The organism is Leucobacter sp. cx-42, from assembly GCF_014529985.1.
Lineage (GTDB): Bacteria > Actinomycetota > Actinomycetes > Actinomycetales > Microbacteriaceae > Leucobacter.
Genome location: NZ_JACVMU010000018.1, coordinates 1 through 21,021 on the forward strand (window position 1 = coordinate 1; position 21,021 = coordinate 21,021).

Sequence of the window (21,021 nt, forward strand, 5' to 3'; positions counted from 1 at the left end):
ATTTGTGTACTGAACGACTCACCATTCGACTTATCCACAGGCCTGAGCCGAGTCGTTCAGTACACAAATCGAGGTCGGTAGGGTGAGACGTTCAGTAGTGAAATGAGCTGCTACAGCTCGTCGGCCGGGAGCCTGAGCAGCGGGCTACGCCGGATGGTGAGCGCAGTCGCCCCGCCTCGTCGACCGGGGATGCGGTCAATCGAGAAGTTCGTCTCGATGCCGTCGCCGTGAATCCGGCGCGTGGCCGCCGCCTCATCCAAGGACTCGATGAACCGGCGCCGGAAGTTGCGAGGGTCTTTGTAGCCGTGAGTGATTTCGTCGTACAGGTGCGCCCACTCGAATGTGCGCTCGCGCCGGGGGCCGTCCTTGATCGAGTACAAGACTTTCTCGAGCCACGCGGCAACCTGCATCGGGAACGGGCCAGACATGCGCGCGAGCGCGTCGAGGCGGGCCGGTGGGGTCTTGGGATCGAGCGCCAGGTCGACAAGGAGCTGCGAGGGCACGATGTACGAGTCGAGGCCGTCGAGCACGTCGCCCCAGCCGGGCACGTAGAGCTGCACACCACTCGCAAGCGTTGTCGACTGCTGGCGGTAGCGGCGGCCGCCCTCGTCGTCCTCCGGCCCCCACTCGGCCATGTGGAACGTCGAAACTGCGAACCCGGTGACCTGACGGGTAAGTTCCTGGTGCTGGCGGCCGCCGCTCGACGTGTAGCCGAGGTCGGCCGCGAGAGCGCGCTGCGTCTCTTCAAGACCGATCCCGTCGAGCGGGTTACCGCCGGCCTTGACGGTCGAGCGGATCTTCGTTGCGATTGCCGCACCGATCAGCAGAGCCGGCTTACCCGAGGGAACCGGAGCCTCGACCCATTCACCGTGCTTGGTCAGCACTTCGCCCGCTGTGATCTTCCACGATGTGTACGAGTTCGAGGCATCCCATCTGCGGCCGGGCTGTTCGTCCATCGGGGTCAGCGAGAAGTAGCCGTTTCCGAGCACGATGCCGCGGCGCTCGTTCGCCTCGCCGTGCTCGACGGCGGCGGCGTGGTCGAGCTGCCGCCGCATCCAGTCGGGCAGGCTCAGGGGGTCTTGGTTCCCGGTGCTCATTGGTATCTCTGCTAGGCCGGGATGTTGAGATGTTTGGAGACGGCTTCGCGCACGATAGCGCCGATGGATGCCACGTCGGAGGGCTCACCTGCGGCAGCTCGTCGTGCTACTTCGGCTTTCACCGCTGCGTACATGGCCTCAGATACTTGCGCCCCCAAGAGGCGCGGGTACAAGCCGCCAGTGCCGCGCCTGCGCGGTGCGCCGGGCAACGCGGGGGCAACGTCCACGGCCGGCGCTTCTGTATTCGCCGGGGCCGTTGCGGTCGGTTTCATCGGGAGAGCCATTAGATGCTACCTTTCAGTTCTTCAGCGATCAGGTCGTAGGGATGCAGGTTCGCTCGGGGCGGGAGGGTGCCGGCTGCCGTAATCGCGTGGGCGCGGTGCGGTACGACGTGCTCGTACAGGCTGCTGCCGCCGGGGAGGTCGGTTAGGAACTCGCGCACATCACGGAGAGCACGTCGGCGTGGTTCGGCTCCGACGACGAGCACAGAGGCGGGTATCTGGGCCTGGGCGAGTGATTCAACGAACTTCGCCGTGTGCCTTGCGTCAAGGTGGCTCGGCCGAGTCGGAACGAACACCAGATCGGCCACGGCAACAGCAGCATTGATCGCGTCGGGGTTTCCGGGTGGAGTGTCAATCACGGTGAAGTCGAACCCTGCCGCATCTGCTCGTGTGACAGCTCGATCCAAGATCGTCTTGATCGTGGGGAACCCCTCGCCGGCCTCCTGCGCCCACATCGTGAGCGAGCGTTGCGGGTCGGTGTCGATGAGCTGCACGGTGCCGTGCTCGCTGAGCGCAGCACCGAGGTAGACGGTGCCGGTGGTCTTCCCTACTCCGCCTTTGAGTGCGGCAAACGTAACGATCATGCGAGAAGCATACACCATAGGCCTTTGGGCGTTGGCCTATGGCTTTAGGCCAAAGGCCTATGGTAGGGTGGCGTTGTCAGTGGGTGTTAGTACCGTCGACAGTGACGAGAGGAACAACGGTTATGGCTATCAACGAGGAGTACCGGCAGCTCGAAGTCGCGCGCGAAGCTGAGGAGTTGCTACGCACTCTCGCGCACTCAACCCGTGCTGTACCGAACCCGCAAGACTCGTACCCCCTGCTGGGCGAGCTGGTGGCGATGGTCGATCATCTCACCCAGGTGACCCGGCAGCTCGCCCACTGGCACGCTGGCACTGAGGACGGCACCCACTACGCCGGGGAAGACGGCGGCACGACCGGGAGCACCCATGCCGCGGGGAGCGCGCTGAACGAGGCTCGGCAGGCGCTGCGCACCGCGTCGGAAGCGATCAGCAAGGCGTACACCGCGAACGGCGTGGTGCGCTGGTACCCCGAACCGCAGGAGAGCTGACGATGAGCACCGAGACGAACTTCGAGGAGCGCTGGCCGGAGCTGTTTGCCAACCTCACCCCGGCTCAGCATGAGCAGGCCGTGGCCGCGTGTTGGTACGTTCTGAACGATGGTTTCCCCCTCGAACGGGAATCCGTCGAGAGGATCACGACGCTGCTCGTCGACGACCCGCAGCAGTTCGCGATCCTGGGATGGGATTTTTCTTGAGCCCCGCACCGGAAACATCGCTGCACGTGCTGTCGAACCTTCAAAAGCTGAAGTCGGCGTTGGGGCTTCCGCTATTGGTCTCGGTGTCGCGGAAATCCTTCTTGGGCGCCACCGTTGGCCTTCCTGTAAAGGATCTGGGTCCAGCGAGCCTTGCGGCGGAACTTCACGCGATCGGCAATGGCGCTGACTACGTCCGCACCCACGCGCCTGGAGATCTGCGAAGCGCAATCACCTTCTCGGAAACCCTCGCGAAATTTCGCAGTCGCGACGCCAGAGACCGAGGGTTAGATCATGCCTAGCATTCACCTTCCGGCCGCCCGCTAGCGGACCCTGGTCAGGTTCCGCGAAGGTGGGCGCAGACATGCTGGGCTCGTCAGGATCAAACTGCACTATGAGGCGGCGGTTCATACCGCGCCAGGGGAGCGAATGGACAGCGAGGAGCCTCCGAACGTTCGGGTCGCCTGCTCGGGTGATATCGACGAGGTTGTGCGGCTGATGCACGACGCTGCACGAATCATTGCAGCCAAGCGGGCCGAGCAGGAACAGACACGACGGCTGTTGGAGCAGCGAGAGCGGCAACTCAACCCGTTCCAGCGCACCACCCCCGGCAGCGACCCAGGTCGTGACGGGCCAGCACGCGGCCTGTGATTCCCGGGTTTGCTGCTCCGATGAACTCTGTGCTGCGATCGGGTAAGATGATCGGCATGGGTAACTTGATTTGCGTGTTCGCTGTGACGCACACGCTTGCTGTTCGCGACCGCCGCGCCTGACGGCGCGCCTCGCTGAACGCTTCGCGCGTCGTCCATCCGAGAGACCATTCGCGTCTCGGAACGGCGATTTTGCGCATCCATTTTCTCCGTCTGCGCTCTGCCCTGTTTCCGAGGCGTTCCATCCTTTCTTTCTTGGAGCGCGAACATGCCTCGTTCATCCCACGGTGGCCGCCACGAACTCGGCCAAAACTTCCTCATCCACACACCCACAATCAGCAAGATCACCGCTCTAGTCACCGCGACGAAAGGGCCGATACTCGAACTTGGCGCTGGAGACGGCGCACTCACGAGACCTCTCGCCCAGCTCGGCAGGCCGGTGACCGCGATTGACCTCGATGAGCACCGGATCGCTGGCCTCCGCCGCGCGCTGCCGGATGTGAAAATCAATCACGCCGACGCGCTCACCGTCCCTCTCGACCACCCCGTGATCGTGGGGAACATCCCCTTCCATCTCACCACCCCGATCCTGCGCCGACTTCTCCGCGTCGGCACCTGGACTCAGGCGGTGCTCCTTACGCAATGGGAGGTCGCCCGCAAACGCTGCGGGATCGGTGGCTCCACCATGTTGACCGCACAAACCGCGCCCTGGTTCACCTTCGACCTCCACGGCCGGGTTCCCTCCTGGGGTTTCCGACCACGCCCCAGCGTCGATGGCGGCATCATCCAGATCAGCAGGCGCAAAGATCCGCTGATTCCCGGCTCGCAGCGCACCCGGTACCAACAGTTCGTACGCGCGGTATTCACCGGCCGAGGCAGAACCCTCGACCGTGTCATCGCGAACGCGAGCCACATCGACCCCGGCCGAGCCCGGCAACTCCTGAGGCAGTGCGGCGTCGATACACGCGCACTGCCGAGGGACCTGACACCGGAGCAGTGGGCCGGAATCTGGAACGCGATACCTGAGTAGCCACCCCCAGAGCCACCATGCACGACACAACTTTCGCGATTCGTGGTCTCTCGGCCCGCGATGACGAGTCGGTCGCGTGAGCGTCCTCACGGCGACCGGTAGAATAGAACCGCGCGCACGCGCACGTTCACAGGTGAGTGTGTTTGGGGAACCTCGGCTACCCCAACTCCACGTTCTCGGCCACGTACGCTGCGGGCAGGGTGATTGTGGTGCGCCATTTCGAGAAAGCGCGTCTGACGGTGAGGGATCGGTCGTCGTGGGCGTGGACGACGTTCCACCGGTCACCGTTCTTCACCCACCCCCGCCCCACACTCATCCGCCGATCGTTCTGACGCGTGATGACGAGATCCCCACGGGACGCTTCGTTCCCGTCGTGGAGTTTCACGCCGTCGAGGGCGACGTCCCCAGCAAGGATCCTGTCCGTCCTCGCTCTCATGTTGAGCTGGGTGACGGTGTCGAGGGTCTCCTCGATCAATACCGACGCTTTCCCCGCCTGTTGGTCTGTGATCCAGGCTTGGTAGGCGTGTTCGAGGATCTGCTCGTAGGTGCCGGGGGTGACGCGGTTCTGGTGGATGTAGGCGTCGATGACGTCGGTGTCGCCGATGCGAAGCTGGAGAGAGGCGTGTTTCTCCCAGTCGTTGCGGAAGCGCTGCACATCCGTGAGCTCAGGCGCGTCCCCTCGATCCCGCACCAGCATCCCGAACGCGCCACCCGCATCCACCGGTGCTCGTTGCTCCCCCAGACCGTGACCTCGATATCGTCGGGGATCTCCATTCCGTCGAACTCCATATGCGGAGGTTAGCTGTCGCGGATTGAGTCGTGTCAAGATGCGGCACCGATGCTAAACCGCCGTTACCTATGGTCATCGCGCCGGTCACGCACTCGACGCTTAGTTCTTGAGGTACTCGAGGACGGCGATGACGCGCTTGTTCCCTGTGCGCTCGTTAAGGTCGAGCATGGTGAAGATGCTGCTGATGTGCCGTTCCGCGATCGCGACGCGACATACACACGGTCCCTGATTTGCTCGTTAGTGAGCCCCGTAGCCATGAGCAAAACGTCAGTATCGCGGAGGAGCTGCTGCGGGAGCGGGAAAGGATTGACCTTACTGACGCAGAGACCCAAAGCGCGAGCATCCCTCATCGCTTTGATGCCAGCCCTTCAACCATTGCAACTAACCCGAACTCGAAATCTAGGTCTTGATCGACAGGCTCACATCCGTTGTCGAGCGCTGTTTGTTCTTCTAGTACGAAACCGACCGTATAGCGGCTGATAGCCATGAGAGCTCGGACCGCAGAGACCTCAGCGAATCCTTCGGACACGAGAAACTCGATCTGACTTTCGGGGGCATCCGAGCCCGCTGGCATCTGGTCACTCTTTTGACGGTGAAACTCTGCGTGCAGCCGTGCTCCATCCCGGACTGCCAGAAGCGCTGTCCGGAAGCTCCGCGCGTTGCGCAGGAGAAAGTCGTCCCAGCGCTCCCCTGACTCTGGGAGTGAGGCGTGGTGTTCGCGATCAAGCACATCAGCTGCGAGCGATCCGAGCAGGTGGCCCTTTGTCCGAAAGTGCCAGTAGAGCGCTGGCTGCTGCACCCGCAGATGCGCAGCCAGCGCCCGCGTGGTGAAACCGTCGATCCCCGTGTTATTGAGCACATGCCTCGCACCGCGCAAGACTGCTGCACGATCGAGTCGCGCTTGTTTCTGAGCCATGCTTGCACTTTATCATCGATAACTTTATCGTTGATAAGGTGTCATTTCTCACTTCCGCTCGTGGCTCGTTGGCCACGGTCCTCATCACGGCTAGCCTCGACGCCGCCGGCATGGGCCTGGTGATGCCGATTCTTCCCGCACTGCTACACGAGGCAGGGGTCACCGCTGATGCGGTTCCGCTGAACGTCGGAGTGCTGATCGCGCTCTACGCGGTAATGCAGTTCATCTTTGCCCCCGTACTGGGAACGCTGTCGGACCGATTCGGCCGCCGCCGGGTGCTGCTTGTTTCCCTGGCCGGTGCGACCGTCGACTATCTCGTGCTCGCCACGACGTCCGCTCTGTCGGTGTTCTATATCGCCCGCGCAGTGGCTGGGATAACCGGAGCGACCAATGCGGTCACCGCCACCGTGATCGCCGACATCACGCCACCCCACCAGCGCGCCAAGCGTTTCGGTTTACTCAGTGCCTGCTATGGCGGCGGAATGATCGCGGGGCCAGCCATGGGTGGACTGTTCGGTGCCATCTCGCCACATCTGCCGTTTTTGCTCGCTGCTCTTCTCTCAGCGAGCAATCTGGCACTCACCTTTATCCTGTTACGCGAGACCCGTCCTGATTCCCCTGCGCGCTCTGCGTCGCTCGCTCAGCATCGTGGTCGCCCCGGCCTCAGCGCGGTGCCTGGGATTACCTTCCTATTAGTCGCATTCGGCCTTGTTCAATTCATTGGGCAGGCTCCAGGTGCGACCTGGGTGCTGTTTACTGAACACCGCCTCGACTGGAGTCCCGTCGAAGTTGGAATCTCCCTGTCCGTCTTCGGGATCGTACAGGTTCTCGTGCAGGCCCTCCTTACTGGCCGCATCGTGGAGTGGATCGGTGAGGCAAAAACAGTCATCATCGGGTGTGTTACCGACGCCTTGGGTCTCGTAGGCCTGGCGATAGTCACTGACGGATTGTCCATGGCGCCTATCTTGGCGGCATTGGGGATCGGTGGCATCGGCCTCCCCGCTCTGCAAACCCTTCTCTCCCAGCGCGTCGATGAACAGCGGCAAGGGCGCCTCCAGGGTGTGCTCGCCAGCATCAACAGCGTCACATCGATCTTCGGACCGGTCGCTTTCACAACGATCTTCGCGTTCACCTACATCAACGCCGACGGCTTCCTCTGGCTCTGCGCCGCAGCACTCTACGTGCCCTGCGTGATTCTCATCGTGCGTGGTACAGCGGCGTCCCCGAAGTTCGGCTCATGGGCGAGCGGCGACTCGATGTGAGTTGTGAGCAGGAGCAACATGACGGCGACACGTCTTCGCCACGGCCGACGAGCGAGTCGGTGCCACCGGGCAACTCGGCATCATCTGCCAAGGATAGGTCAGCTGGGAGTCTAAAGACCCATTGAAGTGTGCGTGCCGATCGCGGAGAAGGCCAAGGGAGAGCCGGAGGCCCTCTCCGAGTAGCTTGCCGATGACATGAGCTGGACGCTCATCGAGAAATCCACACACAGCGGCCCCAGTGCAGCCCGAGAGGTGCGCCCGCCGTCCTCCCGAGCGGGTGGAAGTCATTTCGGTCATCGCCCACGGACGACGCGCTTCCTACGATGGATACCTCGAGTCTGTAGGAAGGCACGTCCGTTTCAGCCATGCGTTCCGCTTCGTCTAGCTGTTGCTGGCCATGAGGTTGTTGACGTTTCTTGGGGGTAGCGGCACAGACGGGTAGATTGGGACGCATGTCGAGCCCTGAATCGGACACTCAGGGGCTTTCGGTCACGCCGTTAGCCCCTCACCTTCGCTGAGCCCTCAGCTCTCTGCTGCCCTGTGCTGTGTGCAGCACGACATTCGGGTGTCCTCTGGGCGCTGACCGTAGTGACGAGACGTTCTCTTGTTCGCACTCTCGCTTCGGAGCTACCTCGATGCCTTTCGCTCTCTATCTTCTTGCCCTGGTGGTCTTCGCCATGGGTACTTCCGAGTTCATGCTCGCCGGCCTCGTGCCCGACATTTCCACATACTTCGGCGTTCCCGTGGGGACAGCTGGTCTCCTGACATCGGCATTCGCCGCGGGCATGGTGATCGGCGCACCTGCGATGGCCGCCCTCACTCGTCGCCTCCCCGTGAAATCGACACTCTTGGGTTGCGTGACTGTATTCGCGGCGGCTCATGTCGTCGGGGCGCTGACGCCCGACTTCACTGTTCTGTTCATCACGCGCGTGATCGCCGCGATTGTCAACGCAGGCTTCTTGGCGGTCGCACTGGGCGCGGCGACGAAACTCGTGGCACCCAACGCCAAAGGTCGGGCCGTATCGATTCTGCTGGCGGGCACCACCGTCGCAACCGTCGCCGGCGTCCCCGCGGGTGCCGTACTTGGTACGGCCCTTGGCTGGCAGTCGACGTTCTGGGCGATCGCTCTCCTCTGCGTCCCCGCTGCGATCGGCATTGCCGCGGGCTTCACCACTCAAGCTGGCGACACGTCCGAGAAGGATTCGTCCTCGCTGCGGATGGAGTTGGCGCAGCTTGCCTCTCCGCGCCTCGTTCTGACGATGATGCTGGCTGCCCTGGTGAATGCCGGCACCTTCGCAACGCTGACCTTCCTTGCGCCGATCGTTACGGGAACCGCCGACCTGAGCCAGTGGTGGGTGTCGGTGGCGCTTGTGCTCTTCGGCGTCGGTTCCTTCATCGGCGTCACCGTTGCGGGACGGCTCGCTGACGCCCGACCTCGCGTCGTCATCATGGGCGGTGGAAGCGTCCTTGTACTCGGCTGGGTCGCCTTGGCGCTCTTCGCGACGAACCCCGTTGCCCTGCTCGGGCTCGTTTTCGCTCAGGGTGTGTTGGGGTTCGCTGTCGGCAGCACGCTGATTACGCGAGTGCTCTATGCGGCGGCGGGTGCACCCACCATGGCGGGTTCGTACGCGACCGCGGCACTCAACGTCGGCGCAGCAGTCGGTCCCATACTTGCCGCTGCCGCGCTCGGCGTGATACCCGGTGCGCTCGGGCCCGTTTGGGTGGCCGTCACCACGACCGCAGCGGCATTGCTGCTCACCATTCCCCTTCTCCGGCTGATCGCGCCCGCCGAGAGCGAAGTGGTCAAGTGACGCACGCTAACTCGCCCTTGACAGTCGAAGGCCGTCGCCGACTCATTGAGCGCTGCCGCTCTCGACCCCTCGCGCATGTCGCCGCAGAGATGGGCATCTCCCGCGCAACCGCATCGAAGTGGGTAACCCGGTACCGCAAGTTCGGTCAACTCGGCCTGCTTGACCGCTCATCTGCTCCAATCCGGCAGCCAAGCGCGACACCTGGCGAGACGCTAGCGCGAATCGAGGAACTACGGCGCGAGCACAAGTGGTCAGCATCCCGCATCACCTTCGAACTGCATGGAGATGGCGTTGCGATCAGTCGGCGCACCGTCACTCGGCACCTAGCCGAGCTCGGCCTGAACCGCCGTCGATTCATCGACCCAAACGGCGAGACGAACCGGCAAGTGCAGACGATCACGGCAAAGCATCCCGGGCACATGGTGCATCTCGACGTCAAGAAAGTCGGACGCATCCCCAACGGCGGTGGTTGGCGGGCTCATGGCAAAGGCAGCCCTGAGGCTCGTGCCGCCGCCCGAGCGAGAACCCGCGGGGCACGCGCCGGGTACGCCTACCTCCATTCCGCAATCGACGGGCACACCCGCCTGGCATACACTGAATCGCTCGAGAACGAACGGGCCACCACCGCCGTCTCGTTCCTGAACCGCGCCCGGGTGTGGTTCGCCGCTCACGGCATCACCCGGATCGAGCGAATCATCACCGACAATGGCGCTTGCTACCGCTCCGCGGCATTCGCCGCCGCTCTGAATGGCGCGGAGCACCGCCGTACGAAGCCCTACACGCCCAAGCACAACGGGAAAGTCGAACGCTACAACCGCATCCTCGCTGAAGAGTTCCTGTACGCAAGGACCTGGAACTCAGAAGACCAGCGCGAGAAAGCGCTGGAAACCTGGAACCTGCACTACAACTACCACCGGCCCCACGGTGTGCATGACGGGAAGCCGCCCGCATCCGCGACACCATTACGCGTCAACAACGTCCTGGCCTCATACATCTAGTGGTTGACTGTCCTCGGTCTGGCGCATGCGCCCGGCCAGCAATGCGATCAACGCGAGAGCTGGCGGAATGACTCCCGCAATCACAAAGATGATGGGGATGGGAACCAACAGTGAGAGCGGCCCTGCGATGGCGATTGAGACCGGCATGAACGCGATCGAAACGAAGAAGTCGAGGCTGGCGACTCGGCCGATCATGTCGAGCGGCACCAGCCGTTGCAGCAATGTTCCCCACACGACAACGCCAGCCCCGGTGAGTGCACCGACGACAAAGAGCGCGGAGAGCATGATGATCAAATTGTCGGCAACGCCAATGACCACAAGAGGTAGTGTTCCTCCACCCCAGCACAGGATCATAAACGTCAAGTACCGACGAGGAAGCTTCAACGACGACACGATCAGCGAACCGACAGCCCCACCTATCCCATAGGCGGCCAGAAGGAACCCGAAAGTAGCTTCAGCATCCTCGAATCGGTCGCGGGTGAGGAACGGGAGGAGAACTTCGATCGGGCCTTGGACAATGAGCGCAAGCGAAGACCCGAAGATCAGCGTCCAAAGCAACCAGCGTGTACGAGCCACGTAGGCAACCCCCGCACGAAGGTCACCCCAGACGCTCGGGCGATCCTCGGGAGGAGTGGGCTCAGTGTGTTCGTCACGACGGCTAAGAAACAACGTGATGACGAAAGCAATCGCGTACGAAGCCGCGACGATGACCGCTCCGATAGCGGGGAAGAACATACCGACGATGACTCCACCGAGGGCCGGGCCCAGCCCTTGCCCCATCGATGGACGGAGCGCCCCTTCGAGCCCATTCGCGGCCAGGAGTTGCTCCGGCGGAAGGACCACAGGTAGGTAAGCGCTGTACGCAGGGTAGAAAAAGGCGCTCCCGGCACCCATCGCGAACGAGGCTGCGGCGACGTGCCAAAGTTCGATATTCCCGGTGAGCGACAGGACCGCCACGGCGGTCATGATCGCGGCCGTTGAGCCCTGCACTGTGATGAGAATCCGCCGTTTGGAGAACCGGTCTGCGACAACCCCACCGAGAACGGAGAAGGAGAACAGGCCAAGACTCATTCCGGTTGCGACCGCCGACAAGGCAAGTGGGCTGTCATCGAGTGCGAGTACTTGGAAGACCATGACGATCGTCCACATACCGGTCCCGAATACCTCGATGCCGACGGCGGCAAACAGGAGACGGTAATCACCTGATGCCAATGGGCGGAGTGCGCGTAGCTTGATGGTGTTGCTCATACCAGCGCCTCGCCTTCAGCCATCGCCATCAGATGTACATGAGGCCATTGGGCGACATCGCGCAGGAGTTGCCGATCGTGGGTCGACAGTACGACGGCCGCTTGGGTAGCCCCGAGTGCCTCGGTGAGTTCGTCAACGAGCGCGATGGAGAGGTGGTTGGTGGGTTCGTCTAGCAGTAGCACGTGCGGGCGTGCCGCGAGTACGAGCGCCAGATCGAGGCGTCGTTGTTGACCCATCGACAGTTCACCCACTCGTTTGCCTGCCTCGCGCGATCGCAGCAGTCCAAGTTGACCGAGACCGACCGTCTCAGATGACTGCAGCGTTCCTTGACCGACGAGTTCGTCGAGGTGACGGGCGTATACCTCGTTCGCCCGGCGATCCGGCGGCAGCATCGTCTCCTGACGAAGAAAACCCAAACGCGTGCCACGGGATGTCCGCACTGTTCCCGTGTCTGGCAGTAGTTCGCCCGCCGCGATACTCAGGAGCGTCGACTTTCCGGCCCCGTTCGAGCCGGTGATCACGAGCCTGCTGCGGTGCGAGAGTTCGAACGACACCGGCTGCGTTAACCGCTCGGCAAGGCTCACGTTGTCGACGTTTAGCAGCACCGCCCCTTTTCGTGTGGGCAGGTCGGGGAACTGGAACAGTTGCGGTGGTTCTGGCACCGTCACCGCGTGTGCTTCGAGCGCTTCCTGTCGTCGGTGCACGCTCTGCACCAGCCCGCCCGCGCGCGTCGCGCGGCCGTGCTTCGGTGACCCCTTCTCCGGTCGCCACCCCGACACCAGCCGATTCTGCGCAGCGCTGAGACTGTCCTGCAGCCGGGCTTGCTCCTGCTGCTGGCGGTCGTACTCCTGCTCCCAGCGTTCCCGCTCGGCCAGGCGCCCTTCTCGGTATCCCGCATACCCGTTGCCGTAGATGCGGGGGCGATCATCAGGTGTCGGATCGAGGTCAACAACCGTCTCCGCAATGTCAGAGAGTAGCGCGCGATCGTGGCTGACGATCACGACACCACCGTTGCGCGCGCGGAGTTGCGTGGTCAAGAATTCAAGTCCGCTGCGGTCGAGGTGATTGGTGGGCTCGTCCAGCAGTAAGAAATCATCTTCAGCCCCCAGCAGGCAGGCCAACCGCACTCGGTATCGCTGCCCCACAGACAGATCAGAGAGCAACCGCGTCGTGTCGGTTTCGGCGTCGAGTGCTTCGAGCGCGATCTGTACGCGGCGCTCGGCATCCCACGCGTTGAGTGCTTCAGCACCTTCCAATGCTGCGGCGTACTGCTCTGCGGCCTCGCTGCTCCCATCTGCGAGAGCGGCAGCGGCGGCGTCGAGTGCGGCCAGCGCTGCGAGCGGTTCAGCGATGGCCTCGGCGACGGCCTGCCCAACGGTGCGGTTGTCGGTGGAGTTCATCTCTTGTTCAGCGAGCCCGAGCGTGCCGATGCGCTGGATCGTTCCACTATCAGGTACCAGCGTGCCCGCGAGCGCGTGCAGAAGTGTGGTCTTTCCGCGCCCGTTCTCTCCGACGATCGCCACACGAGACGCGGGAGTGACGACGAGATCGACATGGTTGAGCACCGGGGTTACGCCTCGCATTACGGAGACGTCAGAAGCGGTGAGTTGCGCGCGATGGCGCGCCGGATGACGGTTGGTAGGGGTAAGCATTCAAATCCTTCAGCAAGGCGCACCGCGACGAGCCAAACAGCAAGCGGGCACGCAAATGACGGGGACCCTTCCAGGGTCAGAACAAGCGGCCGTCGCTAGCTCGGAGTTGCTCAACGAGCGCGGTAGGCCTACTCAACCGTCACAGAAAGTACAAATGCATACGGTTAGCATACCGTACAACGCGCTCCATCCGTACCTGGGTGATGGGCTTCACCTGTGTGCGCTCGTGGGCCGCACTCCAAGGCGGTGGCCGGGGCGTTATGCGAAGACGAAGTAGAACGAAGGGAGTTCTCGTGGAACCGATTATCTCTATCATTCTTGGCGCGACGGTGCTTACCGTCATAGGCATCATGTTCGGGGAACGTTTCTCCTGCGCATCTCTACGCACGGCATCCCGTTCAACGACTTGCAGAAGCGCTTCTTTCGCGCAGGGCACGCACATGCAGGGGTGCTCGTCATCCTCGGAATCGTGTGCGCGCTGCTTCAGGTAGCTGTCGGCGTCGGCGGTGCGTGGCAATGGGCGGCCGTTGGCGTGCTCACTAGTGCGTTACTCGTCCCTGGCGGATTTTTCCTGTCAGTGCTCGGCACAGACCCGCAACAGCCAGGGCGTGCCATCAACCTGCTGTGGGCGGGAGTCGCCCTCCTTGCCCTTTCTCTCGCCATGGTCGGTTTCTCAGTGATCGTGGCAGGGGCCACACGGCTCGCCTGAACACTTGACGACGTTCGCACCTGGGGGACGCCCCTATTACCTTTGTCAAGCCTCAGAGCCAGCCACGTTCGCGGGCGAGTTCAACGGCTTGGGCGCGCAAGGCGGCTCCGATCTTACTCAAGGACATACCGTCTAACGATCTTCGCGCTGCCATCCACACCGTCGCTAACGGCGACAATACCCTCACTCCAAACAACGCCCGCCGGGTAATGGAGCCGCAAGTTTGCCTGGTGCACGCCAGCGGCCCCTGATGCGGCCGCTGGTTGAACTGCGGCCACGTCAGTCGCTTCTCTGAGGGGGCTCTGTTGCAAAAATCGTGAAGCTTGAGCATGCTTGGCGGAGATTGGACGGACGGAACGATGACGGATTTCAAGTGGCGCCATTTCCAGGGTGATGTGATCCTGTGGGCGGTGCGCTGGTATTGTCGCTATCCGATCAGCTATCGCGACCTTGAGGAAATGCTGGCGGAACGCGGCATTTCGGTCGACCATACGACGATCTATCGCTGGGTCCAGTGCTACGCCCCGGAGATGGAGAAGCGGCTGCGCTGGTTCTGGCGGCGTGGCTTTGATCCGAGCTGGCGCCTGGATGAAACCTACGTCAAGGTGCGGGGCAAGTGGACCTACCTGTACCGGGCAGTAGACAAGCGGGGCGACACGATCGATTTCTACCTGTCGCCGACCCGCAGCGCCAAGGCAGCGAAGCGGTTCCTGGGCAAGGCCCTGCGAGGCCTGAAGCACTGGGAAAAGCCTGCCACGCTCAATACCGACAAAGCGCCGAGCTATGGTGCAGCGATCACCGAATTGAAGCGCGAAGGAAAGCTGGACCGGGAGACGGCCCACCGGCAGGTGAAGTATCTCAATAACGTGATCGAGGCCGATCACGGAAAGCTCAAGATACTGATCAAGCCGGTGCGCGGTTTCAAATCGATCCCCACGGCCTATGCCACGATCAAGGGATTCGAAGTCATGCGAGCCCTGCGCAAAGGACAGGCTCGCCCCTGGTGCCTGCAGCCCGGCATCAGGGGCGAGGTGCGCCTTGTGGAGAGAGCTTTTGGCATTGGGCCCTCGGCGCTGACGGAGGCCATGGGCATGCTCAACCACCATTTCGCAGCAGCCGCCTGATCGGCGCAGAGCGACAGCCTACCTCTGACTGCCGCCAATCTTTGCAACAGAGCCCGAGAGACTGCGCCGGACGCTGGGCCGGCGGCGAATGTGTCTGCGAATCTCATCCGTGGACAGGGATGATCGCACAGAGCGCCGTTATCAAGCAGTGGGGTGATGGATACCCGAACCGCTACGAGTTGCGGCTCGCCGGTCTGGTTGACCTTTACGAACGTGCAGAGCAGTACCAGCTCAGAGAACTCACCCTTGGGGGCGAGCCGGTGGACGTTCCAGCCCGTATAGCCGAGTTGCAAGCCTTGCCACCTGGAACGATCATCTACGCCGAGGAATGGGATCAGTCATGACCCAGCCGTTTCGAGCCGTCTAATTTTCTTGAGGCCAAGCCTCAATCATCCCTATGTGCCGTTTTAGTTCTTCAAGATTGCAGAAGCTGTCTCGGTACGTCCGTTGTTGCAAGATGTCTGCTGTGTCGTACGCGTAGTCGACTGTGAAATCCGCACCAGTGAAGATGATCGTTGTCGGCTGATACCCATCAGGCACACCAAACCATTTCCAGTCATCCGCAAAGCAGTCACGCCAAGATTCATCGCTTCGGCGCGATAACCACCCCCGCCCGCGTAACCAGTCATTTGCTTCGTCATGGTAAGGGTTCAGCTCCATAGCTTGACGCTAACCACTAACGGAATTGAACGCTACCGAGGGGCTGCCGCAGCCGCTGCGCGGCCTTGCCTTCAAGAGGGAGCAGTTACGTACTCGCAGCCTGGCAGCATTAACGCCCGAGGCTGGGGCCTCGGTTCGGGCCGGGCTGGTGCGTTGGTGAGCGGTGGGGCTGTTCCTTCCGGAGCCGTTCGGTGCGCTCGCGTGCGAGCTGCTTTTCGCGTGCCGCGCGCTCTGCTGCGGCTTGGTGCTTTGTCTGCACCCGTTCGGCAGCCTGGTCGGTGGGGAGCTGACGCAGCTCTACGACCTCGGCGCGGGCGGTGGTGGCACGGTCGCGCCATTCCTGCGCGTACCGAGTCGCACGGCGCTCCCCGCTCTCGGCCGTCATCACATGAGCAGCTGGGTCGTTGCGGAACACCTGGCGGACGAGGCCTCGTGCTTCGAGCGGGTGCCGCTCGCGCGCGGTGTGCAGCTCGATCTTCGCGCCGGTCGAGGCCTTGCTCGCGTCGCGCACCTGGGGGTTTTGGCCGGCGGCCTGCTGGCTGACGCGCTCGGCCCAGCTCTCGACCTCGCCCGCACCCCACGGGGCGCTGCCCCAGCGCTGCTCGGCGTGGTCGCGCGCCTGCTCCCACTCGGTGACGGCACTCTGGGCGTCTCGTTCGGAACGCCGGCGGCTGAACCGACCGGTGCTGCGCGCCTCTTGCTGCGCTTGGGTTGCGCGGTCGCGCAGAGCCGCGATTTCAGCCCCATCATGCCGAGCCTGCTCAGTAAGTGGCGCAAGTACGTCGGCCCATATCGTTCGGGCTGTCTCCTGCGTCTTCTCCGCGGCCTGTTCGAGCTGGTGCAGCTCGGCTGCCTGTTGCTCGCGCAACTTGGCGAACTGCCCTGCCGCGTCATCCCAGACGGCCGCCTGCCGGTCGGCTTTCGCGGCTTCTTGGGTGAGCTGGTCGACCTCGGCGGCCACGGTCGCATTGTGGCCGGTGACGATGCCGTGCATGTCGCGCTCTACCTGTTTTCGAGCTTCGTCGAGGCCGCGGTCGGCGCTGTCGCGTGCGAATGCGTCGATGAACTGTTCGCGGGCGTCGTCGTGGTCGACGGCGACGACGTGCAGCACGTTCGCGGTGCGGCCGCGGGTCATGCCGACGTAGACGCCGGCGGCGTCCATCTCGTCGGAGAGCACCGCGTGCGCGGTATCGGTGGTCATGCCTTGCGCGCCGTGTCCGGTGACCGCGTAGGCGAGCTGCACATGGGAGGCTACGTAGTCGGCGTCGAGGGTGCGGTGGTGCCCGGTCTTCGGGTCGGCAACGGTGATCCGGCCGTCAGCGTTCACGCTTCGCACTGTCCAGGTCTGTCGGTTGGCGACGCCGAGCTCGCGGTCGTTCTCGCGGGTCGCTACCTGTGCGCCTGCGGCGATGGGGTCGCCGTCTCGCCCGTGGGTGATGGTGGTGGGGTCGATGATGCCGGCGTCGACCAGGCGCTCGTAGACGGCGTGGTTGATCTGCTGCGCGGCCGCGTTCGTCGATGTGACCGTGATAGTGGAGCGGCCGGCCTGCTGTTCGAGCGCGAGGGTTTCCGAGAGCCGTGCCCGTAGCTCGTCGGGGGTGCCGGTCTGGATCAGGCCACGCGCTGCGAGTTCGTCGAATATCTGGCCGGCGTCCTCGCGGTCGCGCATCCTGAGCGAGAGGCCGGCGTACCCCTCGTCGACCTGGCCGTCTAGGGTGCGGAACCGGCGCACGTCGGTGAGGTCGAGCGATGCGGTGGCGAGCTGCGCGGCGCGGGCGAGGTATCCGCCGCGGCCGACGGCTGCGAGCTGCGCCGCATCCCCAGACAAGACGAGCGAGCCGAGGCGCATATCGTCGACGTACTGGTGCAGGGCTGCGGCGGTGTCTTGGTCGAGCATCCCGGCCTCGTCGACGACGAGTACCGTGCGCTCGTCGAGCCGCCAGCCGACGGGCTGGGTGCGCCACCGTTCGGGGAGCTGCCAGCGGCCGGTGTCGTCGACCTCGGCGCCGGCACGGTACAGGAGGGCGTGGACGCTCTCGCTGTCGACGCCGAGCACGTCGCCGGCTTCGAGCGCGCCGCGCTTGGTCGGGGAGACGACCACAAGCCTGCGGCCCTGCGCACTGAGGGAGTCGGCGGCCGCTTCGAGCATCGTGGTTTTCCCGGCTCCCGCCGCGCCTTGGATTACGACCAGCTCATGTGTGCCGGCAATCGCCTCGGCCGCCGCGTGCTGATCGGCCGAGAGCGTGAACCCCTCCCGCTCGACGGTCACGGTGCCGGCCTCACCGGGCACCACCGCGCGAGCGGTGAGTGCGTCGGTGAGCTGCTGATCGACCGCGAGCACCTGGTCGCTCGTGTAGTGCCTGACGCCTTCGACATTCACGCCGGCATCGAGGAACGAGACGCTGCGCTGCATGGCGGTGTCGATAGCTGCCTGCCGTAGCTCGGCCACGCCCTCGGAGCTGATGAGCCACGTTTGTGCGAGGCGTCGGTCGACGGCGGCCTCAACGTCGGCCAGCGACCACGCGGAACGCTGCCGGCCGAGGTCGTCGAGCGCCCCGGCACCGATCACGGCCGGGTCGATCTGTGAGGCCTCCTGCCCGTACAGCGTCAGGTCGACGTTCTGCGGGGCGACCTCACCCACGGTGCGGGCCAGCCCCTCGGGGGTGAGTTCCGCGTCGGGTTTCTTCGTCGGCCGCTCCTGCGCCCAGGCGCGCGTATCCCACGCCTGCCACTGGCGCGGCCCCGGCTCCTGGCCTGGGTGCGCGATCCGCCATTCCAGTTCGAGCGCTTCACGATTCTGCGCAACCTGGTCGCGGCGTGCCGAGTGCTCGTCGACCAGGTGGCTGTATTCGGTGATGCGGCCGCCGCCCTGCGCCGGCTCCCACGACAGCCCCTCGGCCGCGAGCACCTGGCGCAGCTCCATATCGGTCGAGAGTGAGAGGTCGGCGGCCGCGTTCACGCGCTCCGCGAGCCGGTATAGCGTGCGCCCGTCGACCGCACGCCAACGCCCCTCCGCGAACCCCACGGGAAGAATCTGCATGTGCCGGTGGTAGTGCGGGTCACCTGTGCGACTCGTGGTGTGCTGCACGCTCGTGAACTCCATACGCTCGAACTTCACTTGCCGCTGCTTCCCAATGTCGCCCACTCGGGTCACGGCGTGCTCGCTCACCGCCTCGGCCGCAGCTTGGCAGGCCCGGCTCATGGCCTGTTCGAGCGCGGCGGCAACCCTCGGGTTCGCGGCCGCCGCGAGGCTCAGCGTCTTATCCACGCTGATAATCGTTTCTTGGTAGAGCGGCGTACCGCCGACTTCCTCGACGCCCTCGGAGTTGATAAACCGGCGCTGCCGGAACGTGCCGCGCACCTCGTCGGTCACGGGGTCGCGGTGCTCCATCCACGCCCGGAACTGCTCGGCCGACAGCTCCCCCATTTCGACGCCGTCGGCACCGATCACGCCGTGCTCGACGGTGCGCTCGTTGCCCTCCCGGTAGTAGTCGTCGAGCCGGTCAGTATCGCGTTCGAGCAGGTAGCTCTCAGCGGTCGCGGCCGAACCGCGAAACGCTTTGAACCCGCCTTTACTCACTGTCGGCTCCGCTCCGGTTTCGCGCCGCAGTGCGGCGCTTCTAGTTCACTAGATTACGTGCTTCAAGAATAGCGAGGGAAAGGTGAGTGTAGGGCGTGAGTTGTTGGCGAAGCTGGCAAGGGGTGAGCTGAGGATGCAGACGTGGCTGTTAGGGGTGCAGTTGAGGAGGGTCAGCGGTGAGATCGAGGATGGGCTGGTCAAGCGCAGCGAGCATGTGCAGCAGCTCTTCGCGCAGCTCCTCAACGGTCGCGCCGGCAGGCGCTACAGGGTCGGTGGTGTAGCTGAATTCTGGCCCATCCTCGGCGGGGTAGAGTTCACGAATCTCGAACCCTTCACCGTCCAGCTCCGAGGAGCTGGACGTGCGGGAGACGACATAGCGCCAGATACCCGGTGTGCTTGGAGTTGTACCGGGGGCACCTCTTCGCGACGGGCCGAGATGTTCACCGTCGTAGTCTTCTTCGGTCTCGCCTTCGTCGTCGAGGATGAAGCCCAGCTTGGTAGCAAGCTCGCTGAGTGGGCGTGCTTGTTCGTGCTGTCGGTCACGAACGATGTGCGCGATTTCGTGCTCCTCAGCGCGCTGCTCTGCGATGAGCTGTTCATGCCAGAACTGCGCACGCCGTTCGATGGCTGCTTCTCCGTGAACGTCGGGGCAGTCAGCCGCGCAGCACCCACACAGCGGCACCCCGCCGAACGTGAGGTCGGCCGGTTCAGTGCAGGTACAGCGTTCACACCCGCATTCAGCGTCGGCATCACTCATGCAGCGGCATGTGCCCATTCTGCGAGAGCTTCACGGATTGCCTCTGACCGTGTGCGGTGTTCACGCTCGGCGCGGGCCATGACTGCGGCCAGCTCAGACTCGCTCAGACGCACCGTTACCGCTTTCGAGGGTTCATCGGTGCGCGCCGGGCGACCAGGCGACCGAAATGTTGCACCAGGGAACTTGTCCTCGGCGTTCTTCACGAGGCGGGCGATCACTTCCTCGGTGATTTCCACGCCATCAATTACGCCGTAGGAACCATTCACGGGCTTGGCGATCTTGTCACTCATTTCAACCTCCTCTGCATCTTGGCTACTACTGACCGGCGGGCGGGCATTGCGTGGATCACGAGATACCTGGCACCGTTCCCAAAGCTCAACGCCCCAAGCTCCCACGGTCGACCTGCGTTGTCGAACGCGAGTCGCATGTACCGCGGGGGTTCGTCATCGTCGATCATGGTTTCTTCGGTGCCCTCCTTCCACATGCGGATCACTTCGTCAGCGTCCAAACCACGCTTAAGCGCTGATTCGTGTACCTGCACGTGCAGCAAACGTCACCACCAATCTCGTTTCGTACACAAAACTATCATTTTTTCGTACACAAAACTAGCCCCTGTTGCTGACTGTGCCTACGAGGTGCGCGCCAGCACCTCGGGCGCGAGGGTGTGGCGCAGTACAGCTTCGAGCTTCGCCGCGATCTCGTTGCGTTCACCCACCCCGAGCGCGTCGAGCAGGATGCTGCGGGCGTAGGCCGATGTAGGCTGTCCTGCTGCCTCAGCTCGTGCGGTCAGCTCTGTGAGCTGTTCGGCGGTGAGGCGCACCGAGAGCACGGCAGAGGTCGCGACTCCTGCTCGACGCTGGCCGCGAATCTGGCCGGGGCCGCCCTGATGGTTCTCGGCGTCGTGGGCTGCCCGTTCGATCATTTCGGTGACGCCGCTCATGATTCCTCCTCACAGCTGGCCTGGTCTTCTATGTTTACATGTCTACTACGACTGGGGCGGGCGATCGATGGACTCCGTAGAATCGCGTGTGACACCCTCAAAAGCCGCTGCCCTTGGGATGATGCCAGAAACACGCCCACATCGTTCCCAATGCCGTTCTTGCGTGTCTCAGAGGGTGTTCCGTTGTGAACGTGAGCTGTACCTGACGGCGCATCGTCACTCTCATCTGTTGGGAGGTCGA

General features: G+C 63.6%; 21 protein-coding genes and 1 pseudogene. 10 read left to right on the plus strand and 12 right to left on the minus strand.

The window, feature by feature from the left end:
• Nucleotides 1-110: 110 nt before the first annotated feature.
• From ICM05_RS12455 to ICM05_RS12465, 3 genes are read right to left on the minus strand one after another with little or no spacing between them, the layout of a single operon-like run.
• A complete protein-coding gene (locus ICM05_RS12455; RefSeq protein WP_188024951.1) occupies nucleotides 111-1,097 on the minus strand; it encodes a hypothetical protein in 987 nt (328 codons plus the stop codon).
• A gap of 11 nt (nucleotides 1,098-1,108) precedes the next feature.
• A complete protein-coding gene (locus ICM05_RS12460) occupies nucleotides 1,109-1,381 on the minus strand; it encodes a hypothetical protein (protein ID WP_188024952.1) in 273 nt (90 codons plus the stop codon).
• Nucleotides 1,381-1,962, minus strand: a complete 582-nt coding sequence (locus ICM05_RS12465; protein WP_188024953.1) for a ParA family protein — start codon at nucleotides 1,960-1,962, stop codon at nucleotides 1,381-1,383. Before ICM05_RS12465 ends, ICM05_RS12460 begins: the two co-directional genes overlap by 1 nt.
• A 122-nt stretch (nucleotides 1,963-2,084) precedes the next feature.
• Between ICM05_RS12465 and ICM05_RS12470 the strand changes: the two genes are divergently transcribed.
• The 5 genes and pseudogenes from ICM05_RS12470 to erm all read left to right on the plus strand — a co-directional run bounded on the left by ICM05_RS12470 (nucleotide 2,085) and on the right by erm (nucleotide 4,333).
• Nucleotides 2,085-2,450 (plus strand): hypothetical protein, encoded by a 366-nt coding sequence (locus tag ICM05_RS12470; protein ID WP_188024954.1) that lies wholly within the window; start codon nucleotides 2,085-2,087, stop codon nucleotides 2,448-2,450.
• A 2-nt stretch (nucleotides 2,451-2,452) separates the two neighbouring features.
• Nucleotides 2,453-2,656, plus strand: coding sequence for a hypothetical protein (locus tag ICM05_RS12475; RefSeq protein ID WP_188024964.1), 204 nt, complete (start codon nucleotides 2,453-2,455; stop codon nucleotides 2,654-2,656).
• Nucleotides 2,557-2,955: pseudogene (locus tag ICM05_RS12480) on the plus strand (dihydropteroate synthase); the annotation flags it as partial. The gene ICM05_RS12475 and the pseudogene ICM05_RS12480, both read left to right, overlap by 100 nt.
• Nucleotides 2,956-3,082: 127 nt before the next feature.
• Nucleotides 3,083-3,304, plus strand: coding sequence for a hypothetical protein (locus ICM05_RS13020; protein ID WP_188024965.1), 222 nt, complete (start codon nucleotides 3,083-3,085; stop codon nucleotides 3,302-3,304).
• A gap of 267 nt (nucleotides 3,305-3,571) precedes the next feature.
• Nucleotides 3,572-4,333 carry a 23S ribosomal RNA methyltransferase Erm gene (gene erm, locus ICM05_RS12490; RefSeq protein WP_130108831.1) on the plus strand — a complete coding sequence of 254 codons (762 nt, stop codon included), beginning with the start codon at nucleotides 3,572-3,574 and terminating at the stop codon, nucleotides 4,331-4,333.
• Nucleotides 4,334-4,490: 157 nt separating this feature from the next.
• Here the strand turns inward: erm and ICM05_RS12495 are convergent, their stop codons facing one another.
• Together ICM05_RS12495 and ICM05_RS12500 are read right to left on the minus strand one after the other, a co-directional pair.
• Nucleotides 4,491-5,159 carry an AAA family ATPase gene (locus ICM05_RS12495; RefSeq protein ID WP_255498939.1) on the minus strand — a complete coding sequence of 223 codons (669 nt, stop codon included), beginning with the start codon at nucleotides 5,157-5,159 and terminating at the stop codon, nucleotides 4,491-4,493.
• Nucleotides 5,160-5,469: 310 nt separating this feature from the next.
• A complete protein-coding gene (locus ICM05_RS12500) occupies nucleotides 5,470-6,039 on the minus strand; it encodes a TetR/AcrR family transcriptional regulator C-terminal domain-containing protein (protein WP_010154754.1) in 570 nt (189 codons plus the stop codon).
• A 38-nt stretch (nucleotides 6,040-6,077) separates the two neighbouring features.
• On the opposite strand from ICM05_RS12500, the gene tet(33) reads away from it, so the two are divergent.
• From tet(33) to ICM05_RS12515, 3 genes are all read left to right on the plus strand, one after another.
• Entirely contained in the window at nucleotides 6,078-7,301 is a 1,224-nt protein-coding gene (gene tet(33) / locus ICM05_RS12505; RefSeq protein WP_074436872.1) for a tetracycline efflux MFS transporter Tet(33), read from the plus strand.
• 635 nt (nucleotides 7,302-7,936) lie between these two features.
• On the plus strand, nucleotides 7,937-9,112 hold the full coding sequence (locus tag ICM05_RS12510) for a Cmx/CmrA family chloramphenicol efflux MFS transporter (RefSeq protein ID WP_005882743.1): 1,176 nt from the start codon (nucleotides 7,937-7,939) through the stop codon (nucleotides 9,110-9,112).
• Nucleotides 9,109-10,110, plus strand: coding sequence for an IS481 family transposase (locus ICM05_RS12515; protein WP_040347806.1), 1,002 nt, complete (start codon nucleotides 9,109-9,111; stop codon nucleotides 10,108-10,110). Before ICM05_RS12510 ends, ICM05_RS12515 begins: the two co-directional genes overlap by 4 nt.
• Here ICM05_RS12515 and ICM05_RS12520 read toward each other — a convergent pair.
• Entirely contained in the window at nucleotides 10,099-11,358 is a 1,260-nt protein-coding gene (locus ICM05_RS12520; protein ID WP_188024955.1) for an MFS transporter, read from the minus strand. The two genes, ICM05_RS12515 and ICM05_RS12520, sit on opposite strands and share 12 nt — an antisense overlap.
• The gene (locus ICM05_RS12525) at nucleotides 11,355-13,010 is read right to left on the minus strand and encodes an ABC-F family ATP-binding cassette domain-containing protein (protein ID WP_188024956.1); all 1,656 of its coding nucleotides are present in this window, start codon (nucleotides 13,008-13,010) and stop codon (nucleotides 11,355-11,357) included. The genes ICM05_RS12520 and ICM05_RS12525 overlap by 4 nt, the downstream gene beginning before the upstream one ends.
• 1,068 nt (nucleotides 13,011-14,078) lie before the next feature.
• Here ICM05_RS12525 and ICM05_RS12530 point away from each other — a divergent pair.
• The gene (locus ICM05_RS12530; RefSeq protein ID WP_001389365.1) at nucleotides 14,079-14,843 is read left to right on the plus strand and encodes an IS6-like element IS6100 family transposase; all 765 of its coding nucleotides are present in this window, start codon (nucleotides 14,079-14,081) and stop codon (nucleotides 14,841-14,843) included.
• Nucleotides 14,844-14,962: 119 nt separating this feature from the next.
• The gene (locus tag ICM05_RS12535; protein ID WP_188024957.1) at nucleotides 14,963-15,187 is read left to right on the plus strand and encodes a hypothetical protein; all 225 of its coding nucleotides are present in this window, start codon (nucleotides 14,963-14,965) and stop codon (nucleotides 15,185-15,187) included.
• Nucleotides 15,188-15,206: 19 nt separating this feature from the next.
• Here ICM05_RS12535 and ICM05_RS12540 read toward each other — a convergent pair whose 3' ends face one another.
• The 5 genes from ICM05_RS12540 to ICM05_RS12560 form a co-directional block, all read right to left on the minus strand.
• The gene (locus ICM05_RS12540; protein WP_188024958.1) at nucleotides 15,207-15,503 is read right to left on the minus strand and encodes a hypothetical protein; all 297 of its coding nucleotides are present in this window, start codon (nucleotides 15,501-15,503) and stop codon (nucleotides 15,207-15,209) included.
• A gap of 109 nt (nucleotides 15,504-15,612) precedes the next feature.
• The gene (gene mobF / locus ICM05_RS12545; protein ID WP_188024959.1) at nucleotides 15,613-19,083 is read right to left on the minus strand and encodes a MobF family relaxase; all 3,471 of its coding nucleotides are present in this window, start codon (nucleotides 19,081-19,083) and stop codon (nucleotides 15,613-15,615) included.
• 148 nt (nucleotides 19,084-19,231) lie between these two features.
• Nucleotides 19,232-19,840 carry a hypothetical protein gene (locus ICM05_RS12550; RefSeq protein ID WP_188024960.1) on the minus strand — a complete coding sequence of 203 codons (609 nt, stop codon included), beginning with the start codon at nucleotides 19,838-19,840 and terminating at the stop codon, nucleotides 19,232-19,234.
• The gene (locus ICM05_RS12555; protein ID WP_188024961.1) at nucleotides 19,837-20,130 is read right to left on the minus strand and encodes a ribbon-helix-helix protein, CopG family; all 294 of its coding nucleotides are present in this window, start codon (nucleotides 20,128-20,130) and stop codon (nucleotides 19,837-19,839) included. Before ICM05_RS12555 ends, ICM05_RS12550 begins: the two co-directional genes overlap by 4 nt.
• 338 nt (nucleotides 20,131-20,468) lie before the next feature.
• Entirely contained in the window at nucleotides 20,469-20,780 is a 312-nt protein-coding gene (locus ICM05_RS12560) for a hypothetical protein (RefSeq protein WP_188024962.1), read from the minus strand.
• Between the last annotated feature and the right edge of the window lie 241 nt (nucleotides 20,781-21,021).